Source organism: Rhizobium acaciae, assembly GCF_025941625.1.
Taxonomy (GTDB): Bacteria; Pseudomonadota; Alphaproteobacteria; order Rhizobiales; family Rhizobiaceae; genus Rhizobium; species Rhizobium acaciae.
Window position 1 is genome coordinate 118,897 of record NZ_JAPCZO010000007.1, and the last position, 26,378, is coordinate 145,274.

Annotated in this window: 29 protein-coding genes and 1 tRNA gene; 18 read left to right on the top strand and 12 right to left on the bottom strand. The window is 60.7% G+C overall.

Annotated elements, in window-relative coordinates:
* Positions 1-20 precede the first annotated feature (20 nt).
* From secDF to OLZ32_RS13205, 4 genes are all read left to right on the top strand, one after another.
* Positions 21-2,561 carry a protein translocase subunit SecDF gene (gene secDF / locus OLZ32_RS13190; protein ID WP_264395676.1) on the top strand — a complete coding sequence of 847 codons (2,541 nt, stop codon included), beginning with the start codon at positions 21-23 and terminating at the stop codon, positions 2,559-2,561.
* Positions 2,562-2,565: 4 nt separating this feature from the next.
* A complete protein-coding gene (locus OLZ32_RS13195) occupies positions 2,566-2,952 on the top strand; it encodes an Mth938-like domain-containing protein (protein ID WP_264421257.1) in 387 nt (128 codons plus the stop codon).
* A 4-nt stretch (positions 2,953-2,956) separates the two neighbouring features.
* Positions 2,957-3,814: a phytoene/squalene synthase family protein gene (locus OLZ32_RS13200; RefSeq protein WP_264395675.1), complete on the top strand. Its 858-nt coding sequence runs from the start codon at positions 2,957-2,959 to the stop codon at positions 3,812-3,814.
* A 71-nt stretch (positions 3,815-3,885) separates the two neighbouring features.
* Positions 3,886-4,353 (top strand): hypothetical protein, encoded by a 468-nt coding sequence (locus OLZ32_RS13205; protein WP_003539013.1) that lies wholly within the window; start codon positions 3,886-3,888, stop codon positions 4,351-4,353.
* 85 nt (positions 4,354-4,438) lie between these two features.
* Here OLZ32_RS13205 and trmFO read toward each other — a convergent pair whose 3' ends face one another.
* The 3 genes from trmFO to OLZ32_RS13220 form a co-directional block, all read right to left on the bottom strand.
* The gene (gene trmFO / locus OLZ32_RS13210) at positions 4,439-5,872 is read right to left on the bottom strand and encodes a methylenetetrahydrofolate--tRNA-(uracil(54)-C(5))-methyltransferase (FADH(2)-oxidizing) TrmFO (protein ID WP_264421259.1); all 1,434 of its coding nucleotides are present in this window, start codon (positions 5,870-5,872) and stop codon (positions 4,439-4,441) included.
* 93 nt (positions 5,873-5,965) lie between these two features.
* On the bottom strand, positions 5,966-6,109 hold the full coding sequence (locus OLZ32_RS39390) for a DUF1127 domain-containing protein (RefSeq protein ID WP_003539017.1): 144 nt from the start codon (positions 6,107-6,109) through the stop codon (positions 5,966-5,968).
* 294 nt (positions 6,110-6,403) lie between these two features.
* Complete coding sequence (locus OLZ32_RS13220) at positions 6,404-6,550, bottom strand: DUF1127 domain-containing protein (RefSeq protein WP_003539019.1); 147 nt, start codon at positions 6,548-6,550, stop codon at positions 6,404-6,406.
* 873 nt (positions 6,551-7,423) lie between these two features.
* Here OLZ32_RS13220 and OLZ32_RS13225 point away from each other — a divergent pair.
* The 5 genes from OLZ32_RS13225 to OLZ32_RS13245 all read left to right on the top strand — a co-directional run bounded on the left by OLZ32_RS13225 (position 7,424) and on the right by OLZ32_RS13245 (position 11,639).
* Positions 7,424-8,527 (top strand): DUF2157 domain-containing protein, encoded by a 1,104-nt coding sequence (locus OLZ32_RS13225; RefSeq protein WP_264421413.1) that lies wholly within the window; start codon positions 7,424-7,426, stop codon positions 8,525-8,527.
* Positions 8,524-9,114 carry a GDYXXLXY domain-containing protein gene (locus tag OLZ32_RS13230; RefSeq protein WP_264421261.1) on the top strand — a complete coding sequence of 197 codons (591 nt, stop codon included), beginning with the start codon at positions 8,524-8,526 and terminating at the stop codon, positions 9,112-9,114. The genes OLZ32_RS13225 and OLZ32_RS13230 overlap by 4 nt, the downstream gene beginning before the upstream one ends.
* 153 nt (positions 9,115-9,267) lie before the next feature.
* Positions 9,268-9,352 (top strand) — tRNA-Leu (locus OLZ32_RS13235).
* 200 nt (positions 9,353-9,552) lie between these two features.
* Positions 9,553-11,037, top strand: coding sequence for a trigger factor (tig, locus tag OLZ32_RS13240; protein ID WP_011651670.1), 1,485 nt, complete (start codon positions 9,553-9,555; stop codon positions 11,035-11,037).
* A gap of 179 nt (positions 11,038-11,216) precedes the next feature.
* Positions 11,217-11,639: a nuclear transport factor 2 family protein gene (locus tag OLZ32_RS13245; protein WP_017991211.1), complete on the top strand. Its 423-nt coding sequence runs from the start codon at positions 11,217-11,219 to the stop codon at positions 11,637-11,639.
* 131 nt (positions 11,640-11,770) lie between these two features.
* Here the strand turns inward: OLZ32_RS13245 and OLZ32_RS13250 are convergent, their stop codons facing one another.
* From OLZ32_RS13250 to map, 6 genes are all read right to left on the bottom strand, one after another.
* Positions 11,771-13,540 (bottom strand): B12-binding domain-containing radical SAM protein, encoded by a 1,770-nt coding sequence (locus OLZ32_RS13250; protein ID WP_264421264.1) that lies wholly within the window; start codon positions 13,538-13,540, stop codon positions 11,771-11,773.
* A 158-nt stretch (positions 13,541-13,698) separates the two neighbouring features.
* Positions 13,699-14,508, bottom strand: a complete 810-nt coding sequence (locus OLZ32_RS13255) for an endonuclease/exonuclease/phosphatase family protein (protein WP_264421265.1) — start codon at positions 14,506-14,508, stop codon at positions 13,699-13,701.
* A 58-nt stretch (positions 14,509-14,566) separates the two neighbouring features.
* Positions 14,567-15,973: a Si-specific NAD(P)(+) transhydrogenase gene (sthA, locus tag OLZ32_RS13260; protein WP_264395671.1), complete on the bottom strand. Its 1,407-nt coding sequence runs from the start codon at positions 15,971-15,973 to the stop codon at positions 14,567-14,569.
* Positions 15,974-16,192: 219 nt separating this feature from the next.
* Positions 16,193-17,380: an alpha-hydroxy acid oxidase gene (locus OLZ32_RS13265; protein ID WP_264421267.1), complete on the bottom strand. Its 1,188-nt coding sequence runs from the start codon at positions 17,378-17,380 to the stop codon at positions 16,193-16,195.
* A 185-nt stretch (positions 17,381-17,565) separates the two neighbouring features.
* Positions 17,566-18,393: a RadC family protein gene (gene radC, locus OLZ32_RS13270; protein WP_264421269.1), complete on the bottom strand. Its 828-nt coding sequence runs from the start codon at positions 18,391-18,393 to the stop codon at positions 17,566-17,568.
* Between the two features lie 7 nt (positions 18,394-18,400).
* Positions 18,401-19,237: a type I methionyl aminopeptidase gene (map, locus tag OLZ32_RS13275; RefSeq protein ID WP_017991216.1), complete on the bottom strand. Its 837-nt coding sequence runs from the start codon at positions 19,235-19,237 to the stop codon at positions 18,401-18,403.
* A 248-nt stretch (positions 19,238-19,485) separates the two neighbouring features.
* Between map and OLZ32_RS13280 the strand changes: the two genes are divergently transcribed.
* The 3 genes from OLZ32_RS13280 (at position 19,486) to OLZ32_RS13290 (ending at position 20,775) form a co-directional block, all read left to right on the top strand.
* Complete coding sequence (locus OLZ32_RS13280) at positions 19,486-20,145, top strand: TetR/AcrR family transcriptional regulator (protein ID WP_003539037.1); 660 nt, start codon at positions 19,486-19,488, stop codon at positions 20,143-20,145.
* 127 nt (positions 20,146-20,272) lie between these two features.
* On the top strand, positions 20,273-20,446 hold the full coding sequence (locus tag OLZ32_RS13285) for a hypothetical protein (protein WP_003539039.1): 174 nt from the start codon (positions 20,273-20,275) through the stop codon (positions 20,444-20,446).
* Entirely contained in the window at positions 20,443-20,775 is a 333-nt protein-coding gene (locus OLZ32_RS13290; protein ID WP_003539041.1) for a DUF6105 family protein, read from the top strand. Before OLZ32_RS13285 ends, OLZ32_RS13290 begins: the two co-directional genes overlap by 4 nt.
* On the opposite strand, the gene ruvX is transcribed toward OLZ32_RS13290, so the two are convergent.
* On the bottom strand, positions 20,712-21,206 hold the full coding sequence (gene ruvX / locus OLZ32_RS13295) for a Holliday junction resolvase RuvX (protein WP_003539043.1): 495 nt from the start codon (positions 21,204-21,206) through the stop codon (positions 20,712-20,714). The genes OLZ32_RS13290 and ruvX overlap by 64 nt on opposite strands.
* A gap of 283 nt (positions 21,207-21,489) precedes the next feature.
* Here ruvX and OLZ32_RS13300 point away from each other — a divergent pair, with 283 nt between their 5' ends.
* From OLZ32_RS13300 to OLZ32_RS13320, 5 genes are all read left to right on the top strand, one after another.
* The gene (locus OLZ32_RS13300; RefSeq protein WP_003539049.1) at positions 21,490-22,194 is read left to right on the top strand and encodes a metal-dependent hydrolase; all 705 of its coding nucleotides are present in this window, start codon (positions 21,490-21,492) and stop codon (positions 22,192-22,194) included.
* A 69-nt stretch (positions 22,195-22,263) separates the two neighbouring features.
* Positions 22,264-22,551, top strand: coding sequence for an Asp-tRNA(Asn)/Glu-tRNA(Gln) amidotransferase subunit GatC (gene gatC, locus OLZ32_RS13305; protein ID WP_003539052.1), 288 nt, complete (start codon positions 22,264-22,266; stop codon positions 22,549-22,551).
* Between the two features lie 57 nt (positions 22,552-22,608).
* Positions 22,609-24,090, top strand: coding sequence for an Asp-tRNA(Asn)/Glu-tRNA(Gln) amidotransferase subunit GatA (gene gatA, locus OLZ32_RS13310; RefSeq protein ID WP_003539055.1), 1,482 nt, complete (start codon positions 22,609-22,611; stop codon positions 24,088-24,090).
* A complete protein-coding gene (locus OLZ32_RS13315) occupies positions 24,081-24,581 on the top strand; it encodes a GNAT family N-acetyltransferase (RefSeq protein WP_264395669.1) in 501 nt (166 codons plus the stop codon). Before gatA ends, OLZ32_RS13315 begins: the two co-directional genes overlap by 10 nt.
* 21 nt (positions 24,582-24,602) lie before the next feature.
* Positions 24,603-24,878, top strand: coding sequence for a hypothetical protein (locus tag OLZ32_RS13320; RefSeq protein ID WP_003539059.1), 276 nt, complete (start codon positions 24,603-24,605; stop codon positions 24,876-24,878).
* 50 nt (positions 24,879-24,928) lie between these two features.
* Here OLZ32_RS13320 and OLZ32_RS13325 read toward each other — a convergent pair whose 3' ends face one another.
* Positions 24,929-25,186 (bottom strand): YjhX family toxin, encoded by a 258-nt coding sequence (locus tag OLZ32_RS13325; RefSeq protein WP_003539061.1) that lies wholly within the window; start codon positions 25,184-25,186, stop codon positions 24,929-24,931.
* A gap of 310 nt (positions 25,187-25,496) precedes the next feature.
* Here OLZ32_RS13325 and OLZ32_RS13330 point away from each other — a divergent pair, with 310 nt between their 5' ends.
* A complete protein-coding gene (locus OLZ32_RS13330) occupies positions 25,497-26,006 on the top strand; it encodes a GNAT family N-acetyltransferase (protein ID WP_003539063.1) in 510 nt (169 codons plus the stop codon).
* Positions 26,007-26,010: 4 nt separating this feature from the next.
* Here OLZ32_RS13330 and OLZ32_RS13335 read toward each other — a convergent pair whose 3' ends face one another.
* Positions 26,011-26,322 (bottom strand): DUF1294 domain-containing protein, encoded by a 312-nt coding sequence (locus tag OLZ32_RS13335; protein WP_264395668.1) that lies wholly within the window; start codon positions 26,320-26,322, stop codon positions 26,011-26,013.
* Positions 26,323-26,378: the final 56 nt, after the last annotated feature.

A 26,378-nucleotide genomic window follows, 5' to 3' on the forward strand; every position in this document is an offset into this window, starting at 1 on the left:
ATCGGAAGATCGTCGAGAGAATGTTGCATTTTTCCCGCTGGAAAACACTTCTGATTTGGCTGGCCGCGTTTGCGGCCATCGTCATCGCTGCGCCCAATCTGCTGACAGAGGCGCAGCGATCCTCCCTGCCGGACTGGTTGCGGCACGACCGCGTAGTGCTTGGTCTCGACCTGCAGGGCGGCTCGCATATCGTTCTGAAGGTCGAGCGCTCCGATATCGTCAGGGACCGCCTGGAAGAGGTGGTCGCCAATGTACGCAACGCGCTGCGCGGCGCCGGCATCCGCTATACCGGGCTGACCGGCAATGACCAGACCGTCACCGTCCGCATCACCGATGCGGCCCAGACACAGGCGGCGGTCGATCTCCTGAAGCCTTTGACGACGGCTGGTGGACATTCGGGACCTGAGGTCGCCCTGCAGCAGGGTGACCAGGGGCAGCTCTCGCTGCAGATTTCCGACGCCGGCATTACTGCTGACGTCGCTTCCGCCCGGAACCGCTCGCTCGATATCGTTGGCCGCCGCATCGCCGGATTGGGCAATGATAATTTCCTCGTTCGCCCCGATGGCGCCGACCGCATCGTCGTGCAGGTGCTGGGATCGGTCGATGCGGAGCGGCTGAAGAACATCCTCAACCAGCCGGCCAAGCTTTCCTTTCATCTGATCGACGAAAGCATGTCGGGGCAGGAGGCGCTGAACGGCCGCTGGCCGGCGACATCGCAGGTGCTCTATTCGCTTGACGATCCGCCGGTGCCTTATCTCGTCGACCGCACGGCTTTCATCACCGGCAGCAACATGGTCGATATCGAGCCTGTCGTCGATCAACAGACGCAGGATACCTCGATTGCCTATCGTCTCGATGCGGAAGGCACGCAGCGGCTGGCGCAGGCGACGGGGCAGAATATCGGCAAGCACCTTGCCATCGTCTTCGACGACCAGGTGATGTCATCACCGGTCATCGATGCGGCGATCACCGGCGGCGAGGGCCGGATTTCGGCAAACTTTTCCGAGGATGGCGTCCGCGACCTTGCGATCATGCTGCGCGCCGGCGCCTTGCCGGCGACGCTGACCAGCGTTGAGGAACGCAGCGTCAGCCCGAGATTCGGCGCCGATTCCATCTTCAACGGTCTTGTTGCCGGCCTCGTCGCCGTCGTATTGGTCGCGGCGCTGATGATCGCGCTCTATCGCATCCTCGGCCTCATCGCCGTCGCATCGCTCTTCCTCAACCTGATCCTCATCGTCGCAGTGCTCAGCCTTGCCGGCGCGACCCTCACCCTGCCGGGGATTGCCGGCATCGTGCTGATCGTCGGCATGGCGGTCGACTCGAACGTTCTGATCTATGAGCGAATCCGCGAAGAGGAAAAAACCACCCATTCCTTTGCGGAGGCGGTCGGCCGCGGTTTCTCGCGCGCATTCGCCACGATCGTCGACGCCAATGTGACGATCTTGATCGCGGCCATCATCCTCTTCTTCCTCGGCAGCGAATCCATCCGCGGTTTCGCGGTGACGCTGGCGGTCGGCATCCTGACGACCGTTTTCACGGCCTTCACGCTGACGCGCTCGATCGTTGCCATCTGGTTGAGAAGGCGCCATCCCCGGCATCTGCCGAAGAGCGTGCTGACGCATCTTTTCGAACACGCCAATATCCGTTTCATGGGGATCCGCCGTTATGTCTTTACGGCGTCGGCGGTCATCTCGCTGATCGCCATGGCCGCCTTTGCTACCGTCGGCCTGCATCTCGGCATTGATTTCACCGGCGGCTCGCTCGTCGAGGTGACGGCGAAGCAGGGCAATGCCGACATCGCCGATCTCAACGCGCGCCTCAATGATCTCAATCTCGGTGAGATCAGTGTCGAGCGCACGGGCGGGCCGGCGAACGCGCGGATCCGCATCGCTTCCCAGGGCGGCGGCGAAAATGCCGAGCAGTCGGCGGCGACGCTGGTGCGCGGCGAACTCCAGGAAGATTATGATTTTCGCCGCGTCGAGGTCGTCGGCCCCGCCATCTCGGGCGAATTGACGATGATGGCGACGCTCGGCGTGCTTGCAGCACTTGCGGCGATCCTGATCTACATCTGGATCCGCTTCGAATGGCAATTCGCGGTCGGCGCCATCGTCGCAACGCTGCACGACGTCATCATCATGCTCGGTCTCTTCGTCCTCACCGGCATCGAGTTCAACCTGACGAGCGTCGCCGCCGTGCTGACCATCGTCGGTTATTCCCTGAACGATACGGTCGTGGTCTACGACCGAATGCGCGAGAATCTGAAGCGATACAAGAAGATGCCGCTGCCGATCCTGATCGATGCTTCGATCAATCAGACGCTGTCGCGCACCGTTCTGACCGCGGCGACGACGCTGATCGCCTTGCTGGCGCTCTTTCTCTTCGGCGGTGAAGTCATCCGTTCCTTCACCTTTGCGATGCTCTTCGGCGTCGCTCTCGGCACCTTCTCTTCGATCTATATCGCCGCTCCTGTCTTGATCGTCTTCCGGCTGCGGCCGGAGGCTCCCGACGGGGAAGAGAGCAACAAGACGGATGCTGGTGTAAAATCCGGCACGGTGGTTTGAAAACATGGCAAAAGGCATAGAAATCCGCGCCGCGCATTTCCCCGGGCGCGCTCCGATCGATGCATACGGCAATGGCGGCTTTCGTTTTGCCGACATGTCGCATCGCGGCTCGATCCTTTGCCTGCCCTCCGGCATTCATGGCTGGGACATGGACATGTCGAAACCGCTGTCGCCTGAAGATTTTCGCCGGGTGCTGGATGAGGCCGCCGATATCGAGGTTCTGCTCGTCGGCACCGGAACCGAGCTTCGCCGTCTGCCCGAGGAATTGAGGCTGGCGCTGAAGTCGCGCGGCATCTCCTCCGATCCGATGAGCACCGGGGCTGCAGTGCGCACCTTCAACATCATGCTCGCCGAGCAACGTGCCGTCGCCGCGGCGTTGATTGCGGTCTGAGACGATGAATGAAGCGCATATTGCGACCAACCAGGGCATCTGCCTGGCGATGCTACGTGACAGCGATCGCGACCGCTATCTCGCCTGTCTGCTGTCGCCGGAGGAAAAGCGCGGCGCGCTCGCAGCTCTTTACGCCTTCAATGCCGAGCTTGCCCGCATCCGCGATCTCGTCCACGAGCCATTGCCCGGTGAGGTGCGGCTGCAATATTGGCACGATCTTCTGGAAGGCAGCGCACACGGCTCGACGGCGGCCAATCCCGTCGCCGCAGCCCTTCTGATCGCCATCGAAACGCACCGCCTGCCGCGCAAGACGCTGATCGACATGATCGAGGCCCGTACCTTCGATCTCTATGACGATCCGATGGAGACACGTCTTTCGCTTGAAGGCTATGCCGGCGAAACGGCATCGGCGCTGATTCAGCTCGCAAGCCTGGTGCTTTCGCCGGAGGAGGCTGCACGCTCGGCCGACGCTGCCGGCCATGCCGGCGTCGCCCAGGCGGTCGCCGGGCTGTTGTTGCTGATGCCGCTGCATCGCCGCCGCGGCCAGATCTATATTCCGCTGCAGATCCTTTCGGCCACCGGTCTCGACCGCGATGCCTTCCTCGCCGGCGAAGACAGGCCGCGCATCTCTGCCGCCATCGAGGCCTTCGCCGGCCTCGGTCGCGAACATCTGGCAAAGGCGAGGGCGGCGGGGCCGATTGCGCCGGCCGTCTTTCCAGCCTTCCTGCCGGCGACGCTTGCCGAACCGGTGCTCGTCAAGGCGCAGAAACGCGGCGCCTTGCTGTTCGACCGGCCGCTGCAGCCGCCGCAGTGGCGCCGCCAGCTGCGGATGGGGCTGGCTGCAGCACGCCGAAAAATCTGATATCGGTCAAATTCGCGCAAGTCTCGCGCGTTACAAGGCTTCCACCGCTACCCTTTGAACGGAGACTCGGCGTGGGCATTATCGTCTGGTGCGTCCTTTTCGCCATCGTCATTTTCTTTGCTTTCGTGGCAACGCGCATGGCCGCGCAGAACAAGGAAGACGGCCTGCATGACACAGGCCTCGCCATCATCGAGTTCGGCCGTGCCTTTCCGAACGAGGCGATCCGTCAGCTGCAGGCGACAGAAAGCGGCCAGGCCGTCTTTGTGCGCCTGCACGACAACAAGGCCGGCTTCATGCGCAACATGTCGCGCCATTTCTCCTGCCACCTGATCGAGCCGGGCCGGGTGCGCGTCGTGGGCTCGGAAACGGGCAGGGGACTGGTGATCGACTTCCTCGATGCACCCCATCACAACGGCGATTTCGAATTCGCTTCCGCCAAGGAGGCTTCGGAGGTTTCGCTCTGGCTGCTCGGCAATTATATCGCCGAGCCGGATAAGGACCTGCCGGCCGGCAATATTTCGGCGGCGAACAAGCAATAATACACGTCGCCCAAAAGTGTGCATGGGTTTTGGGATGGTGACATGCATAAAAGCAAAGTCTTCAAGCGCGACGTGAAAGCGCCGATCAGGCGCTTTCGGCAAGCGTCGATTCTTGACCGAGCCAGGCCGCGCAGTCGGCAAGCGCGCGGCGTGCGATCAGCTGCCGCTTCATGATCGTCTTGTCCTTGCCACGAAAGCGCTTGACGCCTTCGGGCTTGACGATCGAACCCGGCTGGAGCTCCGGAAACAGCCCGAAATTGATGTTCATCGGCTGGAACGATCGTTTGCCCGGCTCCTCGTCGGTGACGAGGTGCCCACCGGTGATATGGCCGAGCAGCGAGCCGAGCGCCGTTGTCGCCGGCGGTAGCGAAATCGCCTCGCCCTTGCGTTCGGCGGCGGCGAAACGCCCGGCCATCAGCCCGACGCTGGCGCTTTCCACATAACCCTCACAGCCGGTGATCTGGCCGGCAAAACGCAGGCCGGGCCGCGATTTCAGCGTCAGCGACGGGTCGAGCAGGGTGGGGGAGTTGATATAGGTGTTGCGGTGCAGACCGCCGAGACGGGCAAACTCCGCATTTTCCAGACCCGGGATCATCCGGAAGATGTCCGCCTGCGCGCCGTATTTCAGCTTCGTCTGGAAGCCGACCATATTGTAGAGCGTGCCGAGCGCATTGTCCTGACGCAGCTGCACGACGGCATAGGCCTTGACCGTCGGATTATGCGCGTTCGTCAGTCCCATCGGCTTCATCGGTCCGTGGCGCAGCGTCTCGCGGCCGCGTTCGGCCATCACCTCGATCGGCAGGCAACCGTCGAAATAAGGCGTGCCTTCCCATTCCTTGAAACCGACCGTGTCGCCGGATATCAGCGCGTCGACGAAGGCATTGTACTGCGCCTCGTCCATCGGGCAGTTGATGTAATCCTTGCCGGTGCCGCCGGGGCCGACCTTGTCGTAGCGCGACTGATACCAGCAGATATCCATGTTGATGCTGTCGCGATAGACGATCGGCGCGATGGCGTCGAAGAAGGCAAGCGAATCCTCGCCGGTCTCCGTCTGGATGGCGCTCGCGAGCGACGGCGCCGTCAACGGTCCGGTGGCGACGATGGCAAGATCCCAATCCTTTGGCGGCAGGCCGGTGACCTCTTCACGCACGACGGTGATGAGCGGGTGGTCATGGACCGCTTTGGTCACCGCCTCGGAGAAGCCATCGCGATCGACGGCGAGCGCACCACCGGCCGGTACCTGGCACCGGTCGGCAGCGGCCATGATCAGCGAGCCCGCCATGCGCATCTCGGCATGGATGACGCCGACGGCATTGCTGGTCGCATCATCGGACCGGAAGGAATTGGAGCAGACGAGTTCGGCAAGACCGTCGGTCTTGTGCGCATCCGTGCCGCGCACCCCGCGCATTTCATGCAGGATGACCGGAACGCCGGACCTGGCGATCTGCCAGGCGGCTTCCGAACCGGCAAGCCCGCCGCCGACGACGTGGATAGGGGAATAGGAGGAGATCGTGTTCATTCCGGGCTGATATCATGTCGGCAGGTGCGATCCAACACCCTGGAATCAAAAACGGCGCCCTTGGGCGCCGTCTTGGAAGCATCGTACTCGCTATTAGCGGAACGAGCGGGATGCGATATTCCGGATGTCGTAGCGGCTAACGCCGATATCGGACAGGGTCTGGTTCGAAAGGCCGCCGAGTTCGTTGAGCGTACGACGGTAGCTGAGCCAGCTTCTTGCAATGCGGATCGGGTTCATTGTCTTCTTCCTATGTCCGCGGGACGGCGGGATCGCCTGTCTCTCTGCGGTTGATGTTTATATAGGCGAGAACCGTCCGATTGTGCAGTGCAAATAAAAGGCGTCTGCCATGCAATTGTGCACTATGATGCTCTTCAATTAAGCAGAGGATATTTTTTGAGCGGGCTAACGAGTGGGAAAAACCTGCAACCGCAGCGGCCACCACGTGCAGACAAAAGAAAACGCCCGCTGTGGGTACAGCGGGCGTTTCGATCGAGAACAATCGTGCTTGGGAGGAGCAGCGATCGCCTGGAATTAGCGGTGAGAAGCCTCACGGGCAACGCGATGGATGTCCGAACGGTCGATGCCGAGATCGTGCAATTCGCGGTTGGTCATGCGGCCGAGTTCCGTGACGGTCTGACGATACTTGCGCCAGTTATTGAAAGAGCGAGAGAAGTTCATGTTAAGCCCCTTTCCGAGGGTTTGATCTGCCAGCAGCCACCAATCGGCGCTGACCTCTATTTGATGACTGGAATATATGTTGCGGCGCGAAAGACTAAAACAGACAAGTTTTCAGATCACCTATGCGAGCTATGCAATGCTCAAAGGGTATTTGACGCAGACTTACCATTTTTTTGGTCAACGAATAGGCAGAATGACTTTTGAGAAAGCAGTTCGATTGGGAGAGGCGAATGGGGTGCCATAACAGAAAACGCTGCTTCCTCCGGTGATTCCGCCCGTGCTTCCGCTGCAAAGAGGCGTTCCGTTTCGCATTGGAAGTCGCCCACCCCTTCGCGGGGTTGGTGGGGCGGCGTGACGACAATGTGGCATGACGGCGCCATGCGCCGAAAATCCTCTCACTGCCAAGGCTTTAATGAAGCCTTGGCTAAACAAAAACGCCCGCCGGGGGAGGATCCGGCGGGCGTGTTATGGTGACTGACAACTGGGAGGAGGAGTGTTGTCAGTCTATCGCAGCGCGCTGGGAGGAGGAGTGCGCAGCTGCGAATCTCGTCACGGACAAGGCATCCGCGGGCGTCCGGCTAATGCCGGGCCGGGGCGCCATCCCCGTGCTTCGATGTGTTGATCAATAGTATGACTAATGAGTATTGTGCAGTGCAATAATTTCATGGGGGATATGCAGAGATCGCATACCTCTCCGTCCATAGGCTTATATTAGTGCTTCTGACGTTAGCGGCCGGTTAACACTCGATACTATTTAGACCAATGAGGAACTTGTATATTTGTCGCAAGAGCGTTTGCGAACACCCGTGCTGCGGCTATAACGGCGTGAGCTGCAGCGCCGCAGTCGACGTTGCGGAAATCGAGGGGTTGAGCATGTATCGCGGCAGATTGGAGCGGGATCTCTCGCTCTGGGTGGGCAAGGGCCTGCTCGGGCAGGAAACGGCAGGTGCGCTTCTCGCCGAATATGACAGCCGCCCGGCAAGCTTCAGCCTCGGCAGGGTGCTGATGGCGCTGGCAGCGGTGCTGCTTGCAGCTGCCATCCTGCTGGTCGTCGCCTCCAACTGGGAGGCCATCCCGCGCCTGGTGCGCGTGGGGGGCATCCTTGCCCTGATCTGGGTGGTGCATATCGCCGCCGCCCGGATGCTTGCCCGCGGTGCGACAGCGGCCGCAGGCGGCTTGCTGGTCATCGGCGCAATGAGTTTCGGCGGCGCCATCTCGCTGGTCGGGCAGATGTATCACCTCTCCGGAGATGAGCAGACGGTGATGTATCTGTGGTTCGCGATCGCGACGATCTCGGCGATCCTGTTCCGTTCGGGCGCCGTGACCGTCGTCGCCGGCTTCCTCTCCTGGGCATCCTTCGCCGTCTATCTTGAGAATAACGACACGCATTGGATAGGGTTCGATCCCTGGATGGCGCCTGTCATGGCAGTGATCGTCATCGGGCTGGTGCGGTATACCGGCGCCGAGCGGGCCCGCCATCTGGCCTATCTGCTGCTGATCGGCTGGCTCGCCTGGCTCTATACTCTTTATGAGGATATCGCCGTGGCGCTTGCCTTTGCAATCGGCGGCATGGCGGCCTTCGTCCTGACGGCGTTGCCGCTCCGGCCTATTGCCTCCTTGGTCAGAACCGCCGGTGCGGCTCCTGCCTTCTACAGCTTCCTCGTCGCCGTAATCGGCTTCTTGCTGCTGCATATCGAGATCGAGGATGGCTGGGGGCTGGTGGTGCTCGGAGTGGCGACGCTTGCCGCTTCCGTGTTGGCGATCGTCCTGCGTGGCAGGGATAATGGCGCGGTGCGATATCTCGCCTACGCGACCTTTGCCGCGGAGATGCTCTATCTCGCCTCTGTCACCGTCGGCTCGATCCTCGGCACGTCGAGCCTCTTCCTCTTCTCCGGTCTCGTGGTCGCGCTGGTCGCCTGGATGGTCATCCGTCTTGAACGGCGGTTTTCGGCGAATGCACAGGGGGAGCGGGCATGAACTCGTTCATTGCAAAGCTGCAATCCGGCAAGGGCTATCTGCTTTCGGCCATCATCGTCGCCGGTCTGCAGACCCTTATCCTCGGCACGATCATCCAGAGCCGGGCGTCGATCCTCAGCGATGGCGCCGAGGTGCTGCTGAAGACGGCGCCCGTTGATCCGCGCGATTTCCTGCGCGGCGACTATGTCGTCTTGAACTACGACATTTCCTCGGTGCCGGTGCAGACGGTTTCCGGCGGTATTCCGGCCGAGGCAGGCGAACGGGTGTTATGGGTCCGGTTGAAGAAGCAGGAGGACGGTTTCTGGACGGTGATCGAATCGTCCTTTCACGAACTGCCTCCGCAGCCGGAGACCGTGATCCTGCGCAGCCAGCCATTTTATAGTGGCGGACTTGCCGCCGGCGACAGCATGCGTGTCGAATACGGCATCGAGCGCTACTATGTTCCCGAAGGCGAGGGCAAGCCGATAGAGGAGGCCCGCAATGACGGCAACGTCGCCATCGCAGTGCGTGTCTCGCCTGATGGAAGCGCACAGATCCGCAGCCTGCTCGTTGACGACAAGCCGGTTTACGACGAGCCGCTTTACTGATCGCGTCACACTTCGGGGCAGGGCGGCTCCAGGGCCGCAAATCCCCTGTCATTGACCGTTCATTTTTCCTTTGCCTCGACCAAATCGGGTGATATAGAGACGCCGCGCTCCGGAAGGCCTCATGCGCAGGCATAGGCATGCGGTTTTGTGAACGCGGGTATGGTGAAATTGGTAGACACGCCAGATTTAGGTTCTGGTGCCGCAAGGCGTGGGAGTTCAAGTCTCTCTACCCGCACCAAGCTGTTTGCAGGCGGGAGACTAAGAATCGGTTGTTCCAGAACAATTGAGAGTTGTCCCGAATAGCCCGCGAGTGCCATTCCGCTTTGGGCGGAATGATATGGAATTGGGAAAAGCCACGCGCGGCAGGATCGCCGGCGTCGTGCTCATCGAAACGAACGGCGTCTGGGCACGGCCGCCACGAAATGAAGGTAGGAAGACATGCAGGTTATCGAAACGCTCGCTGAAGGGCTGAAGCGCGAAATCAAGGTCGTTATCCCGGCCAAGGACATGCAGGACAAGATGAATGAGCGTCTTGCCGATGTGAAGGACAAGGTTCGCATCAACGGCTTCCGTCCGGGCAAGGTCCCTGCCGCTCACCTGAAGAAGGTCTACGGCAAGTCGATCATGGCTGATCTCGTCAACGAGATCGTCCGCGAGCAGCCGGCCGCCATCCTGTCCAGCCGCGGCGAGAAGTCGGCCACGCAGCCGGAAATCGCCATGACGGAAGACAAGGACGAAGCCGACAAGATCCTCGCCGCCGAGCAGGATTTCGAATTCACGCTCTCCTATGAAGTTCTGCCGCCGATCGAACTGAAGTCGGTCAAGGGCATCAAGGTCACGCGCGAAGTCATCGACATCTCGGACGACGAAGTCAACGAGCAGGTCCTGAAGGTCGCCGAAAGCGCCCGCGCTTACGAGACCAAGACCGGCAAGGCCGCAAATGGCGATCGCATCACCATGGACTATGTCGGCAAGGTCGATGGCGAAGCCTTCGAAGGCGGCACCGACCAGGGCGCCGAACTGGTGCTCGGCTCCGGCCGCTTCATTCCGGGCTTCGAAGACCAGCTCGTCGGCGTCAAGGCCGGCGCCGAGAAGACTATCACCGTGACCTTCCCGGCCGACTACCCGGCCAAGAACCTCGCTGGCAAGGAAGCGACCTTTGACGTCACTGTCAAGGAAGTCGCCGCACCTGCTGATGTCGAGATCAACGACGAACTCGCCTCCAAGCTCGGCATCGAATCCGCCGACCGCCTGAAGGAAATCGTTCGTGGCCAGATCGAATCGCAGTACGGTTCGCTGACCCGCCAGAAGCTGAAGCGTCAGATTCTCGACCAGCTCGACGAGATGTACAAGTTCGAGACCCCGAACTCGCTCGTCGACGCCGAATATAACGGCATCTGGAGCCAGGTGAACAACGACCTCGCCCAGTCCGGCAAGACCTTCGAGGACGAAGACACGACCGAGGAGAAGGCTCGCGAGGAATACAAGACGCTCGCCGAGCGTCGCGTTCGCCTCGGCCTCGTTCTCTCCGAAATCGGCGAAAAGGCCGGCGTCGAAGTCAGCGAAGACGAGATGCAGCGCGCCATCTACGATCAGCTGCGCCAGTATCCGGGCCAGGAAAAGCAGATCCTCGAATTCTTCCGCAGCCAGCCGGGTGCCGCCGCTTCGATCCGCGCACCGATCTTCGAAGAGAAGGTCATCGATCACTTGCTGACCGAAATCGACGTCACCGACAAGAAGGTGACAAAGGAAGAGCTGCTCGCCGAGGAAGAAGGCGAAGCGAAGGCCGAAACCAAGAAGGCAGCACCGAAGAAGAAGGCTGCCGCCAAGGCCGAAGCAGCTGACGCCGGTGAAGGCGAAGAAGCCGCGCCGAAGAAGAAGGCTGCTCCGAAGAAGAAGGCGGCTGACGAAAGCGCCGAATAATCGTTTTTCAATTCTGAAGTTTTTTGAAGGGCCTCGCCATCGTGCGGGGCCTTTTTCTATTGTCCAGGTCAGTTCATTCTCGAACGCCTACTCCATTGTGTTTATTCACTCTGAACAACAAAGAGTTGCATCGAAGTATAATTAGATGCAAATTTCGCTGATGGTGGAGGGACCTGAAAATGACCGCAAAGCACGACATGAAGAAGCTAGTAGAGGAAATCTATGCTGTGCGTGACCGTGGCGATGTCGAAGCTACGCTTGCGCTGATCGGCGAGAATTGCACCTTTCGCATGGTCGGCAATACACGGCTGGCGCCGTTTTCGACTGAATCCAGCGGGGATGCTTTTCGCCAAGCGATAACCCAGCTTATCACAGTGTGGGATCTATCGAATATCAGGACAGCCGGCATCTATGTGGACGAGGATGAGCATATGGTCTTTGCCCACCGCGAAGGCGAGGTCAGGCACATCCCATCGGGCGTGAGCTTCCATACAGAATTCGTCGACAAGATCCATTTCCGAGATGGGAAACCGGTCAAGATCGTCGAATTCGTCGACACGCTGCAAGTGGCTGAGACGACCAAGATGATCCAAGTCGCTTAAACGGCCACCAAGGTCGGAGCCTTCAAAGCGCGTTGTCAAACTTGATTTATGCGACGCGCTTTAGCGACAGGCATTGGCTTAGAGCTTGATGCCCATGTTTTCGGGCTCAGCCGCCGTTCAAGAATTACCGCTCAATGCGCTGTCAGTTGCGCGACTTTCCTGACATGGCTCACGGCTGCGGCGCCGCCGGCGGTCTGTGTGAAGAGGTGGAGCGTTTCCTCTTCGTCGTCGGCGACCGGCGTCAGGGCCTGATCCATATAGGTCTTCGACTTCGCGTCCCTTGAAATCAAGAACGCCGAAATCGTCAGGCTAATGATCGTGCCGGCGAGCGAAGCATGTTTGCGGAAGGTTTCCCAGGCAAAGCGCGGCCAGAAGACCAGCGGATTCTCGCGCGGCAGGTCCGGGCGCCGCTCCGACGGCGTCTTCAGGCGCAGCAGGCCGCTTTGCAGCGGATGCACGTTTTCCAGCGGCACGGTGGTCGCGAAGGAGACCAGAACCTTGACGAGCCTTGCGAGCGGTACGCCGGTCGCCACGGCGCGGCGCAGCAGCGTCTTCATATGATCAGGCGAATAATAGAGTGACCAGGCCTCGTGGTAGATGTCTTCCCATTCCTGCTTGCTCATTTTGGGATGCGCGGTGCAGACGTGCTCGACATCGTAGATGTTGAGATCGGCATCCATCTCGACGCCCTTCTTCCACAGGACCTGATGGTCCTCGGAGCCGGGCAGCGGCGTCAGGATGAAGAATTCGATGACGTCGAGCGGCAACTCTTCCTGGATGATCGTGATGTCGCGGCGGATCGATTCCGGCGTATCGGCGGGGAAGCCCAGGATATAACCGGCAAGCGTCATGATCCCCTGCGCCTTCCAGGCGAGCAGCATCTTGCGGTATTCGGTGATCTTGTTCTGGTTCTTCTTGGCGGCGGTCAGATTGTCCGGATTGACGTTTTCAAGGCCGATGAAGACGCGGGTGACGCCGGCGCGCCTGGATTTCTCGATGAAATTGGGGATCTTGTGGCACAGCGTGTCGACCTGGATCATCAGGCCGAGCGGAATGCCGTCCCGTTCCTTGAGTTCGATCAACCGGTCGAAGATCGCTTCCCAATCCTTGTTGCGGGCGAAATTGTCGTCGGTGATGAAGAATTTGTGGATGCCCTGCGCCCAGTTCATCCGCACCAGCTTTTCGACGTCGTCGGCCGAACGGAAGCGTGACTTGCGTCCCTGCACGTTGATGATGGTGCAGAACGAGCACTGATAGGGACAGCCACGTCCGGCATCGAAGCTGGTGCTGAGCCCGAGCGTGCGCTGGATATTGTCCTTCGGCAGGAAGGGAACCGGTGTGCCGCCGATGCCGGGAAGGTCGTTCATGAAATTATAGAGCGGCTTCAGCTCGCCGGCGGCGGCATCGCGCAGCACCATGTCGAGCCGGCCCTCGGCCTCGCCGGCAAACATCGAGATGCCCATGTCGCGGCAGGCGTCGAGCCCGACCGCCTTGCCATCCAGCATCGACAAGCAGCCGGAAACATGGAAGCCGCCGATCGAAACCGGCAGGCCGGCATCGCGGAAGGGACGGGCGATATCGAGGGCGCGCGGATATTGGTTGGTCTGGACGCCGACGAGCGCGATCATGCCGAAATTGTCGTGACTCTTGAACTGCGCCAGCAGTCCGGCGATATCGATCCGTGTATTGGTCTCGTCGATCACGGTGATATCGATCGCCGTATCGTCTCCGAGCACCTTGCGCTCGGCGCATTCGGCGGCAATGCCGTAGAGCGCCGCCAGCGAATTGGAGGGGATCATCGCCCGCCACCAGCGGATGACGTAGCCGTCGTCGTCATAATGCGACGGCTTGATCAGGATCAGCTGAAAACGTCTGCGCGCAGCTTCCAAGACATGGGACAAGAGTATCTATCTTTCTTTAGAAGCTTTGCCCGAAGGCAAAATGGCGTTGAAGACACATACAAGCACGACGTATCAATGCGATTTAGGCGGTCAAACTAAGGCGTAAAAAAACGGCACGGCGCGCAAACGCTTCGCAAAGTGTATCATTCCTCAATATACTACCCGATATCGAGCAGCAATGCGCGATGGTCGGAGACTTCGGGCGCCTCGACCACCTCGAATTTGGCAACCTTCACCCCTGGCGTCACCAGCATGTAGTCGGCAAAGCGGCCCTGCTTCAGATAGTAGGAGGTTCGCGTGTCTACAAGGCCGCTTCCGGTGACCAGGTCGGAAAGCCCGAGTCTGCCGAGAATCGCAAAGGTTGCGCTATCAGGCAGCACGTTGAAATCGCCGCAGACGACGAGATTTTCGTCGCCGGGCCAGACGCACTCGATGAGCTTGACCAGCGCTGCAGCCTGTTCGTCGCGCGCCGGGGTATCGCCCTTGCCTGCGGGATCGCGCAGGCCATGCATGTGGGCGATGGTCACGGTAGAAGCGTGCTCATGGCTGAAGAGACGGATGCAATGGGCGTTTCGCGGCCGAGGATGTTCGCCCCAGCCATCAGCCGAAAAACGGCCATGCACGAAGTCCAGCCCTTGGGCGATGACGGAATGCGTTTTGCGCACGAAGGTCGCCAGCCCGAATTCGGCGACAATGGCGCTATCGCCGTCGAAGAGTTCGCCTCTCGATGTCGGGCAGAAGAAGCCGTCGTGGCCGGGCACGGCGGTGCTGATCTCGGTAAACAGATTGGCGCGTTGCGGCAGCTCCAGCCCCGCGTCCCGATAGATCGACCATCCGCCGCCCGCTCCTGGCGCCCTCAGCACTTCCTGCAGGCACAGCACGTCCGGATCGGCTTGCCTGACATAGCCGATCAAGGCCTCATGCAGCCTACCGCCCCATGCGTTCAGCGAAATGATGCGCAATGTCATTCGGCTCCGTTTTGGCGGCCGGATTTAGACGACAGCTCCGCCGTCTACAAGATGCGTTTTAAAGTTCCGACTTGATGTCGCCCATTCGGTTCCAGGCATCGAGGCCGGCGATCTTGTAAGCTTCGGCGAGCGTCGGATAGTTGAAGGTGTTCTCGACGAAATATTCGACGGTCCCTTTGAGATTGAGCACCGCCTGGCCGATATGCACCAGCTCGGTGGCGCCTTCGCCGACGATATGCACACCGAGCAGGCGGCGGGTCTTCAGCGAGAAGATCAGCTTCAAAAGCCCGGTGTCGAGGCCCATGATATGACCGCGCGACGTCTCGCGGAAGCGGGCGATGCCGCATTCATAGGGAATACCGCGCTCCTTCATCTCTTCTTCGGTCAGGCCGCAGGTCGAAATCTCCGGCACGGCATAGATGCCGTAGGGGAAATATTTCGGCGGCTCCTTGGCGACCGCGCCGACCGCGACGCGGGCGGCGATGCGGCCCTGTTCCATCGAGGTCGAGGCAAGGCTCGGAAAGCCGACGACGTCGCCGGCGGCATAGATGTTGGCAACCGATGTCTGGAAGGTTTCCGGATTGACCTTGAGACGGCCGCGGCTGTCGGCTTCGAGGCCGATGGCCTGAAGGTTCAGCGCATCAGTCGCCCCCATGCGGCCGGCGGCGAAAAGCACCATGTCGGTCGTCAGGCGCCGGCCGCTGTCGAGCGTCAGCTCGACCTTGCCGTTTTCGAGCCTCTCCACCTTGTCGGCCTTCTGGCCGAGCAGCAGCTTCATGTTGCGGTCGCGCAGCTGGTAGGTAAAATCCTCGATGATTTCCTTGTCGATGAAGTCGAGCATTGTCGCCTTCGGGTCGATGACGGTGACGGCGGTGTCGAGCGCGCTGAAGATCGTCGCATATTCGATGCCGATGACGCCGGCGCCGATGACCACCATCGATCGCGGCAGGTCCTGGATGTCGAGCAGTTCGTCGCTGTCGAGAACGGACTTGCCGTCGAAGGGCATGTAATCGGGGCGGAACGGTTTTGTGCCGACGGCGAGCAGCACGCTGGCAGCGGTGACCTGCGTGGTCTCGCCGTCATCCTTGATCACCTGCAGCGTCGAGGCATCGATGAAGCTCGCCTTGCCGCGAATATGCTGCACGCGGTTGCGGGCGAACTGGTGTTCCAGCACCTCGACCTCGTGGTTGAGCGTAATCAGCAGGCGGCGGCGCAGGTCATCTGCACTGATCTCTTCCTTGACGCGGTAAGACCGGCCGTAGAAGCCGCGTTCGCGCCAGCCGGAAAGATTAAGCGCAGTCTCGCGCAGCGTTTTGGAAGGGATGGTGCCTGTATGCACGGACACGCCGCCGACGCGTTTGCCTTGCTCGATGACAAGCACTTTCTTGCCGAGTTTTGCCGCCTGGATCGCGCCGCGGCGCCCTGCGGGACCGCTGCCCACCACAACGAGATCGTACTGAAGCATCATCAAGCCCCGGATTGGAAAGGAATCATATTGCGACGCAAAATGTCGCCCGTCCATCGTTAGCCGGTCAATGTTACAGATTGTTTTACGGCCACCTGATTGGTCCTGACGGGTGTTTTTTCGGGCAAGTGAGCCCTGCGAGAAACAGCTTTACGCCAGGGGTCGTAGCCGACGAAGACCGGCAGGGGCGCTTGCCACGCTCGGCGGCTCGACGGCTTTTCATGCACGGGTGATGTAGTCCGCGGAAATATCGCCGACCTTGGTGACGCCGAGCAACGCCATATTGCTATGCAGTTCCGTCTTCAGGATATCGGCCGCCTTAAGCACGCCCGGCAGGCCCGCGACGGCAGCGGCATAAAGGAACGGCCTGCCCACGAACACGAAACAGGCCCCGAGCGCGAGGGCCTTCATCATGTCCGTTCCACGCCTGAAACCGCCATCGACCATGACGGCAACGCTGTCTCCAACACGGGATGCAATCTCCGGAAGGACCTGAAGGGGAGATGCGGTACCGTCGAGCTGGCGGCCGCCATGGTTGGAGACGATCACGCCATCCGCCCCGGTGTCGACAGCCCGCGCCGCGTCGTCAGGATGCATGATCCCCTTCACCACAAGCTTGCCGGACCATCTGTTGCGTATCCGCTCCAGATGGTTCCAGTTGAGATGGTCGCGCCTGCCGAAATCGCGTGTCACATTCGAGGAAATAATCGGCGCTCCCCTTGTGGCATAGGAATTCTCAAAATGCGGAATGCCGTGCCGGACGATCGTGCGCAGGAATGTGCCGGTGGTCCAGCGCGGGTGCGAGATGCCCTGCCATGCCAGGCGCAGACCGGGACGCAGGGGCGTCGAAAATCCAGCCCTTACATTGTTTTCACGATTTGGCAGCGTGGCCGTGTCCACGGTCAGCAGAAGCGTGCGCAAGCCGGCCGCGCCGACGCGATCGATGAGAGCGTCGATACGGTCGGGTTCGCCGGGGAGGTAGGCCTGAAACCATGCTTGCGGCGAAACCGCAGCGATCTCTTCCAAGGGGATAAGTGATGAACCGCTTATGATCATCGGGATTCCCGATTGATCCGCTCCTTGCGCAAGCACGATGTCACCTCGATAGGCCATCAGCGCGCTGATACCCATCGGCGCGATGCCGAATGGCGCGGCATGGGTCTTGCCGAAGAGGCTCGTCTCGGTGCTGCGTTTCGAGACGTCCCGAAGGACACGAGGCTGGAAGGCATAGGCCTGGAAAGCCTCTGCATTATGCCGCAGCGACGCATTGGTCTCTGTTGCGCCTGCGATGTAACCGAACAGCGGCTTTGGCAGATGTCGCCGCGCCTTTATTTCAAAGTCATCGAGGCAGAGCACGTCGCGGCAGAGCCGGGTCGATCGATCGGTGTTGCCGCTGCGGATCGTCATGGAGCTTCATCTTCTCGGTATTTCGGGCGGGCATTGTCCAGGCTGTGGTGGTGCCGGACTGCATACAATCGCGCACCACCGACTGCTGTCAACTCCGGCATCCCTCAGTCTTCTCGCGGGATGGACCAGGGCATGGTCGACGCGCCGGGGCTCTGCGTCTCGTCGGCGATCAGCCGCAGTGTTGTTCAGATCAGCTTCAGCCCCTTCAGACTGACATGGCCATCCTTGCCGATGATGATGTGGTCATGGACGGTGATATCGAGCGCCTTGGCCGCATCGATGATCACCTTCGTCATGTCGATGTCGGCGCGCGATGGCGTCGGATCGCCCGAGGGGTGGTTGTGCACCAGGACCATCGCCGTTGCCGAAAGCTCGAGCGCGCGTTTGACCACCTCGCGCGGATAGACCGGCGTATGGTCGACCGTGCCGCGGCCCTGCACCTCATCGGCGATCAGCACATTGCGCTTGTCGAGGAAGAGGATGCGGAACTGTTCGCGAGTCTCATGCGCCATGGCGGCATGGCAATACTGGATGACAGAAGACCACGAGGACAGGACCTGTTTGGACCTGAGCTCGCTCTTCAGGGTCCGATGGGCGACAGTCGAGATCAGCTTCAGGTCGAGCGCCACGGCCTCGCCGACGCCCTTGACTTCCATCAGCAGCGCCTGAGGCGCACCGAAAACGCCGGCGAGCGAGCCGAACCGTTCGATCAGCGCCTTGGCGATCGGCTTGGTGTCGCGCCGCGGGATCAGACGGAAAAGCAAGAGCTCGAGGATTTCGTAGTCGGCCAGCGCCGCATCGCCTTGCTCCCGGAAGCGGTCACGCAACCGCTCGCGATGGCCGTGATAATGCTCTTGGCCGGCAAGCGAGGCGGGTAGGGCGGCCTTGGCATTTGGTGCGGACGGCTTCTGCGGCTGTCCGCCAAAAAACGAACGTTCATCGGCGGCAATCGGTTCTTGCGTCTCGAAAGGCAGCTCGTCGTCGGAAGATGTCGAAACGGGGCCCCTCGCCATCGGATCGTCACCCGTTGTGCGACGGCAGACCGGGGCGGTCGAGCCCACCCGGCGACAGTGTGAAGATCTCGCAGCCATCGGAGGTGACGCCGACGGTATGTTCGTACTGCGCCGACAGCGAGCGGTCGCGGGTGACTGCCGTCCAACCGTCGGCCAACACCTTCACATGCGGCCGGCCGAGGTTGATCATCGGCTCGATGGTGAAGATCATGCCTTCGCGCAGTTCCGGCCCCTCATTGGCGCGGCCGTAATGCAGGATATTCGGCGAATCGTGGAACAGCCGGCCGACACCGTGGCCACAGAAATCGCGCACCACCGAACAGCGCTCGGCCTCTGCATAGGTCTGGATCGCCTCGCCGATCGCGCCGGTGCGGGCGCCGGGCCTAACGGCGGAAATGCCGCGCATCAGCGATTCATAGGTGACCTCGAGCAGCCGCTCGGCAGCACGCTTGACGACGCCGACGGGATACATCCGGCTGGAATCGCCATGCCAGCCGTCGAGCACGAAGGTGACGTCGATATTGACGATATCGCCGTCACGCAGCGGCTTGTCGTTCGGAATGCCATGGCAGACGACATGGTTGATCGAGGTGCAGGTCGATTTGGTGTAGCCGCGATAGTTCAGCGTCGCCGGGTAGGCGCCGTGATCCATGCCGAAATCGAAGACGAACCTGTCGATCTCATCGGTCAGCAGGCCGGGCTTGACGATGTCGGCAAGCGCATCGAGGCAGCGCGCGGTCAGCTGGCATGCCCTGCGCATGCCCTCGAATGCTTGCTCGTCATAAAGCCGGATGGCGCCGGTATTCTTCGGGGGCGCAGTAGAGGCTTCGATATAGTTCACCATTGCAGTGCCTTAGCGGAGATTGTTAGATTTGTTCATAATGCAGCTATGCCGGGTTCGTCCATCACGATCAACCGCCAGGACGAGATTTCTGAGCCGATCCGATCCGCCCAACGTGCAGTCTTCCAATTCCGTTCGACGGACAATCCTCGGTCCGGCTGGAATATCCACAATCTTCCCAAAGGGATAGGATTGATTGCGTGAAGTCTCCCCGTTACTCACCGATTGGTGACAGCGGGGAAGGGTCGATCATGCTGAATGAAGCTGTAAATCTTGAAAATTCACCCGGGACCGGCGAGGGGCCGGAACGGCGGGTGCGTGATCGCGGCGCCACCGAGCGCGCCATCCTTGCCGCCGCCAAGGGGCTGCTCGCCGAGGAAGGCTTCCAGAATTTCGGCATCAATGCGGTCGCCCGCCGCGCCGGTTGCGACAAGCAGCTGATCTATCGTTACTATGGCGGTCTCGACGGCCTGGTCGAGGCGATCGGCGCCGATCTCGGCACATGGGTGAAGGACCGCATTCCGGAAGACGCCGGCGGCATGTTCCTGCTCACCTATGGCGACCTGATGGAGCGGCTGTCGCTTCTCCTCCTTGACGCCTTGAGAAACGATCCGCTGATGCGCCGCATCGTCGCCTGGGAGATATCGGAAAACACCGAGCAGGTGAGGCGGTTGTCCGAGGCGCGTTCGAAGGCGCTCGCGCTCTGGCTCGAGCGCATGCGCGGCTCGCTGGCGCCGCCGAAGGGGGTGGATGCCGCAGCCGTCAACGCCATCGTCATCGCCGCGATCCAGCACCTTGTGCTCGCCGCCGCAGCCGGCGGGCAGTGCGCCGGCCTGTCGCTGAAAACGCCCAAGGACTGGGAGAAGGCGGCGACGGCGCTGAAGCGCATCGTGCGCGGCGTCTACGGCTGATACCTGCCCTATCCACAGGGGGCGGGCCTGCGTTAACCTTAACAAATGGTTTACATTGCGTGGGGCTGGTTAACCCGACAGTGTGGCGGTGAGCAGAGATGTATGAGTAGAGCCCGAGTTGACGCCCATGGGAACCAAGATCGCTAAAGCCGCGTTTCTGGTGACGGCGATGATGTTTTTCGCAGTCCTGGCGCTGGATATCGCAATTCCGACGCTAGTGCTTTGCATCATGGCATTGTCGACCTGGTTGGTCTCCCTCGATCTGCCCGTGGCGCGCAAGCATGGAGGAGAGGCCGCATGAAGTGGTTTCTGATCTTCTGGGCCGGTCCCATCGTCTTTCTGGGCGGATGGTACTGGCTTTCCTATTACGACATGAGTTTCGGCATCTTCATGCTGAGCCGGCAGGTCCATGACCTGACGTTCGAACTTTACGGCGAGGCGCTCGGCATTCCGCCGGAGACTATTCCGCCGCTCGTTGCCCGTGCGATCGCAGTCGACAGCCTCGTCGTCTTTGCCATTCTGGCCTTCCGGAAGCGCAAGTCGATCATCGCCTGGTGGAAGGCGCGTCAGGCGCTGAATTCATCTCCATCAGACCTTGCCAGCAAGGAAAGCCTGTCAAGCGCGCCCTGAAGGATGAAGCTTGCCGCGGCCGAATCGATCCGTTCGGCCCGCTTGGCGCGGGAGACGTCCATTTCGAGCAGCGTCCGTTCGGCGGCAACCGTCGAAAGCCGCTCGTCCCAATAGACAAAGGGCAGCGCCGTCTTCTGCTCCATGTTGCGCACAAAGGCGCGCGTCGCCTGCACGCGCGGACCTGCTGATCCATCCATGTTCATGGGTAGGCCGATAACAAAGCCTGCGACCTTTTCCGATTGTGCGAAGTCGAGCAGCGCCTGCGCATCGATGGTGAATTTGACGCGGCGGATCACCGTGCGCGGCGTGGCGAAGCGCCGTCCGAGATCGGACATCGAAAGCCCGATCGTCTTGGTGCCGAGATCGAGGCCGGCAATTGCCTGTCGCGGGGCAAGTGTCTCTGCCATTTCCTCGATTGTCAGCACCGTCATCGCCGTTTCATCCCGTCAAAACAAATTGAAGTCGCCGCCGCTTTTCTTTGCGGCCACGTAAGATATGTCCTTAAAGCATGTCGTGCAAAAGTGTGCCGCGGTTTTGCGATAACGACATGCGTAAAAACAAAGACCTAAAATGCTAGGAGCGAATCTGAAAGATCGCGACGCGTTTTAGGGCATGACGCCGAAAAGTGTGAGCGGTTTTCGGACGACATTATGCTCTCATTCTTTGATGTGGCATCGAAACCGGCTTTGCATCACGTAATAAAGGAGACATTTCATGAAGATCACCTGGCTCGGCCATTCCGCCTTCCGCATCGAGACATCAAAGGCGAAGATCCTGCTTGATCCATTCCTCAGCTATAACGCCTCCTTTTCCGGCCAGGATATCAAGGATGTGTCCGCCGGCATCACCCATATCCTGCTGACGCATGGCCACGGCGATCATGTCGGCGATACCGTGGCACTCGCCAAGGAAACCGGCGCTGTCGTTCTCGCCAATGCCGATCTCGCCGCTTGGCTCGGCTCCAAGGGCGTCGACAAGATCGAGATGGGCAATACCGGCGGCACGATCGGGCTCGGTAGCTTCTCGGCGACCTTCACCAATGCGCTGCACTCCTCCGCCCAGATCACCGAGGACGGTGTCTCGCACGCGCTCGGCAACGCCAACGGCCTGATGCTGCATTTCGACGACGAAGCCTCGATCCTTGCCATGGGCGATACCGACATCTTCTCCGACATGGCGCTGATCAATGAATTGCACCAGCCTGATATTGGTTTCGTGCCGGTCGGCGACCGCTTCACCATGGGCGGCGCGGTGGCCGCACTTGCCTGCCGACGCTATTTCAACTTCAAGACCGCGATCCCCTGCCATTACGGCACCTTCCCGATCATCGACCAGACGGCGGAAAAATTCGTTGCCGGGATGGATGGATCGAAGACGGATGTGAAGGCGATCAGGCCTTCCGAGAGCCTGTCGATCTGACGAAACCCCGTTGCGTCAGGCGGACATGGCCTTTATAGCGGGTAGGAAAAATCCTATCCGGAGAATGCCATGTCCGTCGATCTTGCCACCGTGAAGCGCGTCGCCCGCCTTGCCCGTATTGCCGTCTCCGAGGACGAGGCAAATCGCATGGTCGGCGAGCTGAACGGCATCCTTGGCTTCGTCGAGCAACTCTCCGAAGTGAATGTCGACGGCGTCGAGGCGATGACCTCGGTGACCCCGACGGCGATGAAGAAGCGGACCGATGAGGTGACCGACGGCAGCAAGGCAGCCGATATCGTCGCCAATGCGCCCGTCACCGACCACAATTTTTTCCTGGTGCCGAAAGTCGTCGAATAAGGCTTCGAAGCCTCTTTCCGACCCTGTTGCCATTTCCAGATCTGAAGCGAAAACACGATGAGCGAACTCACCAGCCTGACCATTGCCGAAGCCCGCCAGAAGCTGCGCGCCAAGGAAATCACCGCGATCGAACTGACCGAAGCCTATATCTCGGCGATCGATGCGGCCAATGGCCGGCTTAACGCCTATATCAAGATCACGCCGGATCTCGCCCGCGTCATGGCGAAGAACTCCGACGAGCGCATCGCCGCAGGCAAGGCGGGCGAACTCGAAGGCATTCCGCTCGGCATCAAGGATCTCTTTGCCACCGTCGGTGTTCACACCCAGGCCTGCAGCCACATTCTCGATGGTTTCGAGCCGCGTTATGAATCGACCGTGACGCAGAACCTCTGGGATGACGGCGCCGTCATGCTCGGCAAGCTGAATATGGACGAGTTCGCCATGGGCTCCTCCAACGAGACCTCGCATTACGGTCCGGTGATCAATCCCTGGCGTGCCGCAGGCTCCAACCAGCAGCTCGTGCCCGGCGGCTCGTCGGGCGGTTCGGCCGCAGCCGTCGCTGCGCATCTTTGCGCCGGCGCGACCGCGACCGATACCGGCGGCTCGATCCGCCAGCCGGCTGCCTTCACCGGCACCGTCGGCATCAAGCCGACCTATGGCCGCTGCTCGCGCTGGGGCACCGTCGCCTTTGCCTCCTCGCTTGACCAGGCAGGCCCGATCGCCCGCGACGTACGCGATGCTGCGATCCTTTTGAAGTCGATGGCAAGCGTCGACGCAAAGGACACCACATCGGTCGATCTGCCGGTGCCGGACTACGAAGCAGCTCTCGGCCAATCGCTGAAGGGCATGAAGATCGGCATTCCGAACGAATATCGTGTCGACGGCATGCCGGATGAGATCGAGACCCTCTGGCGCCAGGGCATCGCCTGGCTGAAGGACGCCGGCGCCGAGATCGTCGACATCTCGCTGCCGCACACCAAATACGCCCTTCCGGCCTATTACATCGTCGCTCCGGCCGAGGCATCCTCGAACCTCGCGCGTTACGACGGCGTGCGCTACGGCCTGCGCGTTGACGGCAAGGATATCGTCGACATGTACGAGAAGACGCGTGCCGCGGGCTTCGGCAAGGAAGTCAAGCGCCGCATCATGATCGGCACCTATGTGCTGTCGGCCGGTTATTACGATGCCTATTACATCCGCGCCCAGAAGGTGCGCACGCTGATCAAGCGCGATTTCGAACTCGCCTTCGACGCCGGCGTCGATGCCATCCTGACGCCGGCAACGCCGTCGTCTGCCTTTGGCGTTGCAGATGAGAACCTCGCCGCCGATCCGGTGAAGATGTATCTGAACGACATCTTCACGGTGACGGTCAACATGGCGGGCCTGCCCGGCATCGCCGTGCCGGCCGGTCTCGACCACAAGGGCCTGCCGCTCGGCCTGCAGCTGATCGGCAAGCCCTTCGACGAGGAAACCCTCTTCAAGACTGCTCACGTCATCGAGCAGGCAGCCGGCCGGTTTACGCCGGCCAAGTGGTGGTAACGGACCTAACGATCCGAAAAATAGCGGCTGCCGACCACGAAGCGGTCGGCGCCGTCGGTTTTGCGGCTTGGGCCGCAAGCGATGCCTTCGAGGACAGCTATCTCGATCCCGATGTGATCGCCAGGGTGCGGCACGAGTTCGCCATCTTTCCCGAGGAAACGAAAGGTGAGATCTTCGTTGCCGAATGGGACGAGACGATCGTCGGCTGGGGCGCGCGTGAAAATCAATCGAACTATGTGTCCGACCTCTGGGTGCATCCCGATCACCAGGGGCACGGCGTCGGCCGGGCTCTCTTGCTTCACTTGTGCGAGTTGATGGCTGCAGAGGGGCTGGCGACGGCCAGGCTCGACACGCACGCCGGGAATAAGGGCGCAATCCGCCTCTACGAACGTTGCGACTTCACCATCATCTGGCGTGGCCGCGAATTTTCCAAGAGCATGGGTGTCGAACTTGAAAAGGTCCATCTGGAGAAACGGTTGGCTGGCCAATAGCAGGAACCAAGAGGAGGTCTTATGGCGAACAGTGATCTTGCGCAATTGATCGAGGCAGTTGATCGCCTCGCTGCCAGCGGTTTCACCATGGGCGCGGATTGGCAGGCGGTCCACGACATCTGCCAGCGCCACGAAGGCCAACAGCCGTTCGACTGGGGGCACGCCCTTTGTCATCGCATGGAGCGCGATGACTGGAACGCCGACTACTGGTATCGCCGCGCCGGCAAGGCGCGCGGCACGGGCACGATGGCCGACGAGTGGTCGGCGATGCGGACGGAACTCTCTGCAGAGGCTTGAGGCAATACCCCTGACCGCGCCCGTTCGAGACGCGATCAGGAGTGCCACGATTACCTGTTGTTCAGCTGCGACCTGACCAAGCTCAGCCCTCTTTCGGTGATCCGGTAGGGCTGGCCGCCTGAGGACTTAATTGCCTTCAGCCGCTTCAGCCTGCGGAAGAGATCGAGGTCGACGCCGGGATAGAGCCAGCCGTCGCGAGTGAAGCAACTGACCGCCTCGATCTTCCTGTCGTCGTCGCGGGTAATTTCAATGCGGCCGCCTTGGGCCATGAGATGCAGGATGCGCTGCTCCGTGCGAGAAATGTCCATGTGTTGAGATCCGGTATCGCGCCCGGCAGGGCGCACAAAAACGATCTGGCGCTCATTCGAACGTCAGGGCTTCGTTTTTTCGGGCCCATGCGCGCAAGAAAACTTGCGGGCAGGGCCTTTACCGGGTCTCAGGCAGGCTCAACATAAAACACCTCGATAAGACCTATTATTCAGCCCGGAAAATTCGGTCAAGAGCGTACTTGCCTCTCAAAACCAGTCGAAAACCGCGGTTTCGGTCGATCATCCCGTTGGAGCTACTGGTAAAATCCGCGACTCAATGGTCTAGTTGACGGGTAACGCGGAGGTGTCGTTGATCCACATTCGCAATGCCCGCGACGGTGAAGCGGAGCTATTGAGCGAGATCGGGCTCAGGGCCTGGCAAAAGGCGATGGCGTCGATCGGCGAATCGGACGCGATGATCGACGCAGCGCGCAACGCCTTCCGGAATTTCGTGGAAAACGACTGGCTGACCATCACCGTCGTCGAGCAGAACGGCCAGGTCGCAGGCTGGGCAGCGCGCGAGGGATTGGACGAAACCATCTCGGATTTCTGGATCGATCCCGCCTTCACCCGCCAGGGCCTCGGTTCGGCCCTTCTCGTCCGCATCGAAAAGGAGATCGCCGATCAGGGCTTCGAGAAGGCGGCGATGCAGACCCATTCCGGCAACAGCGAGGCGATCGGCTTCTTCCGGAAGCACGGCTACAGCATCCATTGGCTCTCGGTCGCCTACAATCCGAAGCTCGATCGCGACGTACCCTCCGTTGGGCTGACGAAACAGCTCGTTTCGGACGGCCAAGGTGGATATGGGCAGGAATTCTGACGCTTCAAAAATCCTGAGGGAGCAGAAGGCTCCATTGCGGCACGAAGGCCAGCACAGCAATCAGTGCGCCATGAAGGATCAGGATCGCCGCCAGGATTGACCGGAACGGCTCCTTTCTCGTCTTGTGCCGCAACAGCTGCTGTGCCGCCACCGCACCAAGGCTGCCGCCGATCAGCGCAAGGAAGAGAAGCCTGCGCTCGCTGATGCGCCGCCTGCCGTGGCGCGCCGCCTGCTTGTCGAAGAAATAGATCGAGAACACCAAGAGGTTCAGCGCCAGAAACAGTAAGGCCCATTTGATAATATCGATCATCGTCATAGGGGAACCCTACCGCGGCTGCGTTAATGGACGGCAAAACCGCGATGCGCGCCATG

Bases quoted from the DNA above. Each gene is read 5' to 3' on its own strand.
- OLZ32_RS13230 (WP_264421261.1), top strand. From the start codon at position 8,524: ATGAACTCGTTCATTGCAAAGCTGCAATCCGGCAAGGGCTATCTGCTT.
- secDF (WP_264395676.1), top strand. From the start codon at position 21: ATGTTGCATTTTTCCCGCTGGAAAACACTTCTGATTTGGCTGGCCGCG.
- radC (WP_264421269.1), bottom strand. From the start codon at position 18,393: ATGGCGAGGGGCCCCGTTTCGACATCTTCCGACGACGAGCTGCCTTTC.
- OLZ32_RS39390 (WP_003539017.1), bottom strand. From the start codon at position 6,109: ATGAACCCGATCCGCATTGCAAGAAGCTGGCTCAGCTACCGTCGTACG.
- trmFO (WP_264421259.1), bottom strand. From the start codon at position 5,872: ATGAACACGATCTCCTCCTATTCCCCTATCCACGTCGTCGGCGGCGGG.
- OLZ32_RS13220 (WP_003539019.1), bottom strand. From the start codon at position 6,550: ATGAACTTCTCTCGCTCTTTCAATAACTGGCGCAAGTATCGTCAGACC.
- OLZ32_RS13290 (WP_003539041.1), top strand. From the start codon at position 20,443: ATGAAGTGGTTTCTGATCTTCTGGGCCGGTCCCATCGTCTTTCTGGGC.
- OLZ32_RS13245 (WP_017991211.1), top strand. From the start codon at position 11,217: ATGACCGCAAAGCACGACATGAAGAAGCTAGTAGAGGAAATCTATGCT.
- OLZ32_RS13280 (WP_003539037.1), top strand. From the start codon at position 19,486: ATGCTGAATGAAGCTGTAAATCTTGAAAATTCACCCGGGACCGGCGAG.
- gatC (WP_003539052.1), top strand. From the start codon at position 22,264: ATGTCCGTCGATCTTGCCACCGTGAAGCGCGTCGCCCGCCTTGCCCGT.
- OLZ32_RS13300 (WP_003539049.1), top strand. From the start codon at position 21,490: ATGAAGATCACCTGGCTCGGCCATTCCGCCTTCCGCATCGAGACATCA.
- OLZ32_RS13320 (WP_003539059.1), top strand. From the start codon at position 24,603: ATGGCGAACAGTGATCTTGCGCAATTGATCGAGGCAGTTGATCGCCTC.
- OLZ32_RS13285 (WP_003539039.1), top strand. From the start codon at position 20,273: ATGGGAACCAAGATCGCTAAAGCCGCGTTTCTGGTGACGGCGATGATG.
- ruvX (WP_003539043.1), bottom strand. From the start codon at position 21,206: ATGACGGTGCTGACAATCGAGGAAATGGCAGAGACACTTGCCCCGCGA.
- OLZ32_RS13325 (WP_003539061.1), bottom strand. From the start codon at position 25,186: ATGGACATTTCTCGCACGGAGCAGCGCATCCTGCATCTCATGGCCCAA.
- gatA (WP_003539055.1), top strand. From the start codon at position 22,609: ATGAGCGAACTCACCAGCCTGACCATTGCCGAAGCCCGCCAGAAGCTG.
- map (WP_017991216.1), bottom strand. From the start codon at position 19,237: ATGGTGAACTATATCGAAGCCTCTACTGCGCCCCCGAAGAATACCGGC.
- sthA (WP_264395671.1), bottom strand. From the start codon at position 15,973: ATGCTTCAGTACGATCTCGTTGTGGTGGGCAGCGGTCCCGCAGGGCGC.
- OLZ32_RS13265 (WP_264421267.1), bottom strand. From the start codon at position 17,380: ATGACGATCCGCAGCGGCAACACCGATCGATCGACCCGGCTCTGCCGC.
- tig (WP_011651670.1), top strand. From the start codon at position 9,553: ATGCAGGTTATCGAAACGCTCGCTGAAGGGCTGAAGCGCGAAATCAAG.
- OLZ32_RS13200 (WP_264395675.1), top strand. From the start codon at position 2,957: ATGAATGAAGCGCATATTGCGACCAACCAGGGCATCTGCCTGGCGATG.
- OLZ32_RS13335 (WP_264395668.1), bottom strand. From the start codon at position 26,322: ATGACGATGATCGATATTATCAAATGGGCCTTACTGTTTCTGGCGCTG.
- OLZ32_RS13225 (WP_264421413.1), top strand. From the start codon at position 7,424: ATGTATCGCGGCAGATTGGAGCGGGATCTCTCGCTCTGGGTGGGCAAG.
- OLZ32_RS13195 (WP_264421257.1), top strand. From the start codon at position 2,566: ATGGCAAAAGGCATAGAAATCCGCGCCGCGCATTTCCCCGGGCGCGCT.
- OLZ32_RS13255 (WP_264421265.1), bottom strand. From the start codon at position 14,508: ATGACATTGCGCATCATTTCGCTGAACGCATGGGGCGGTAGGCTGCAT.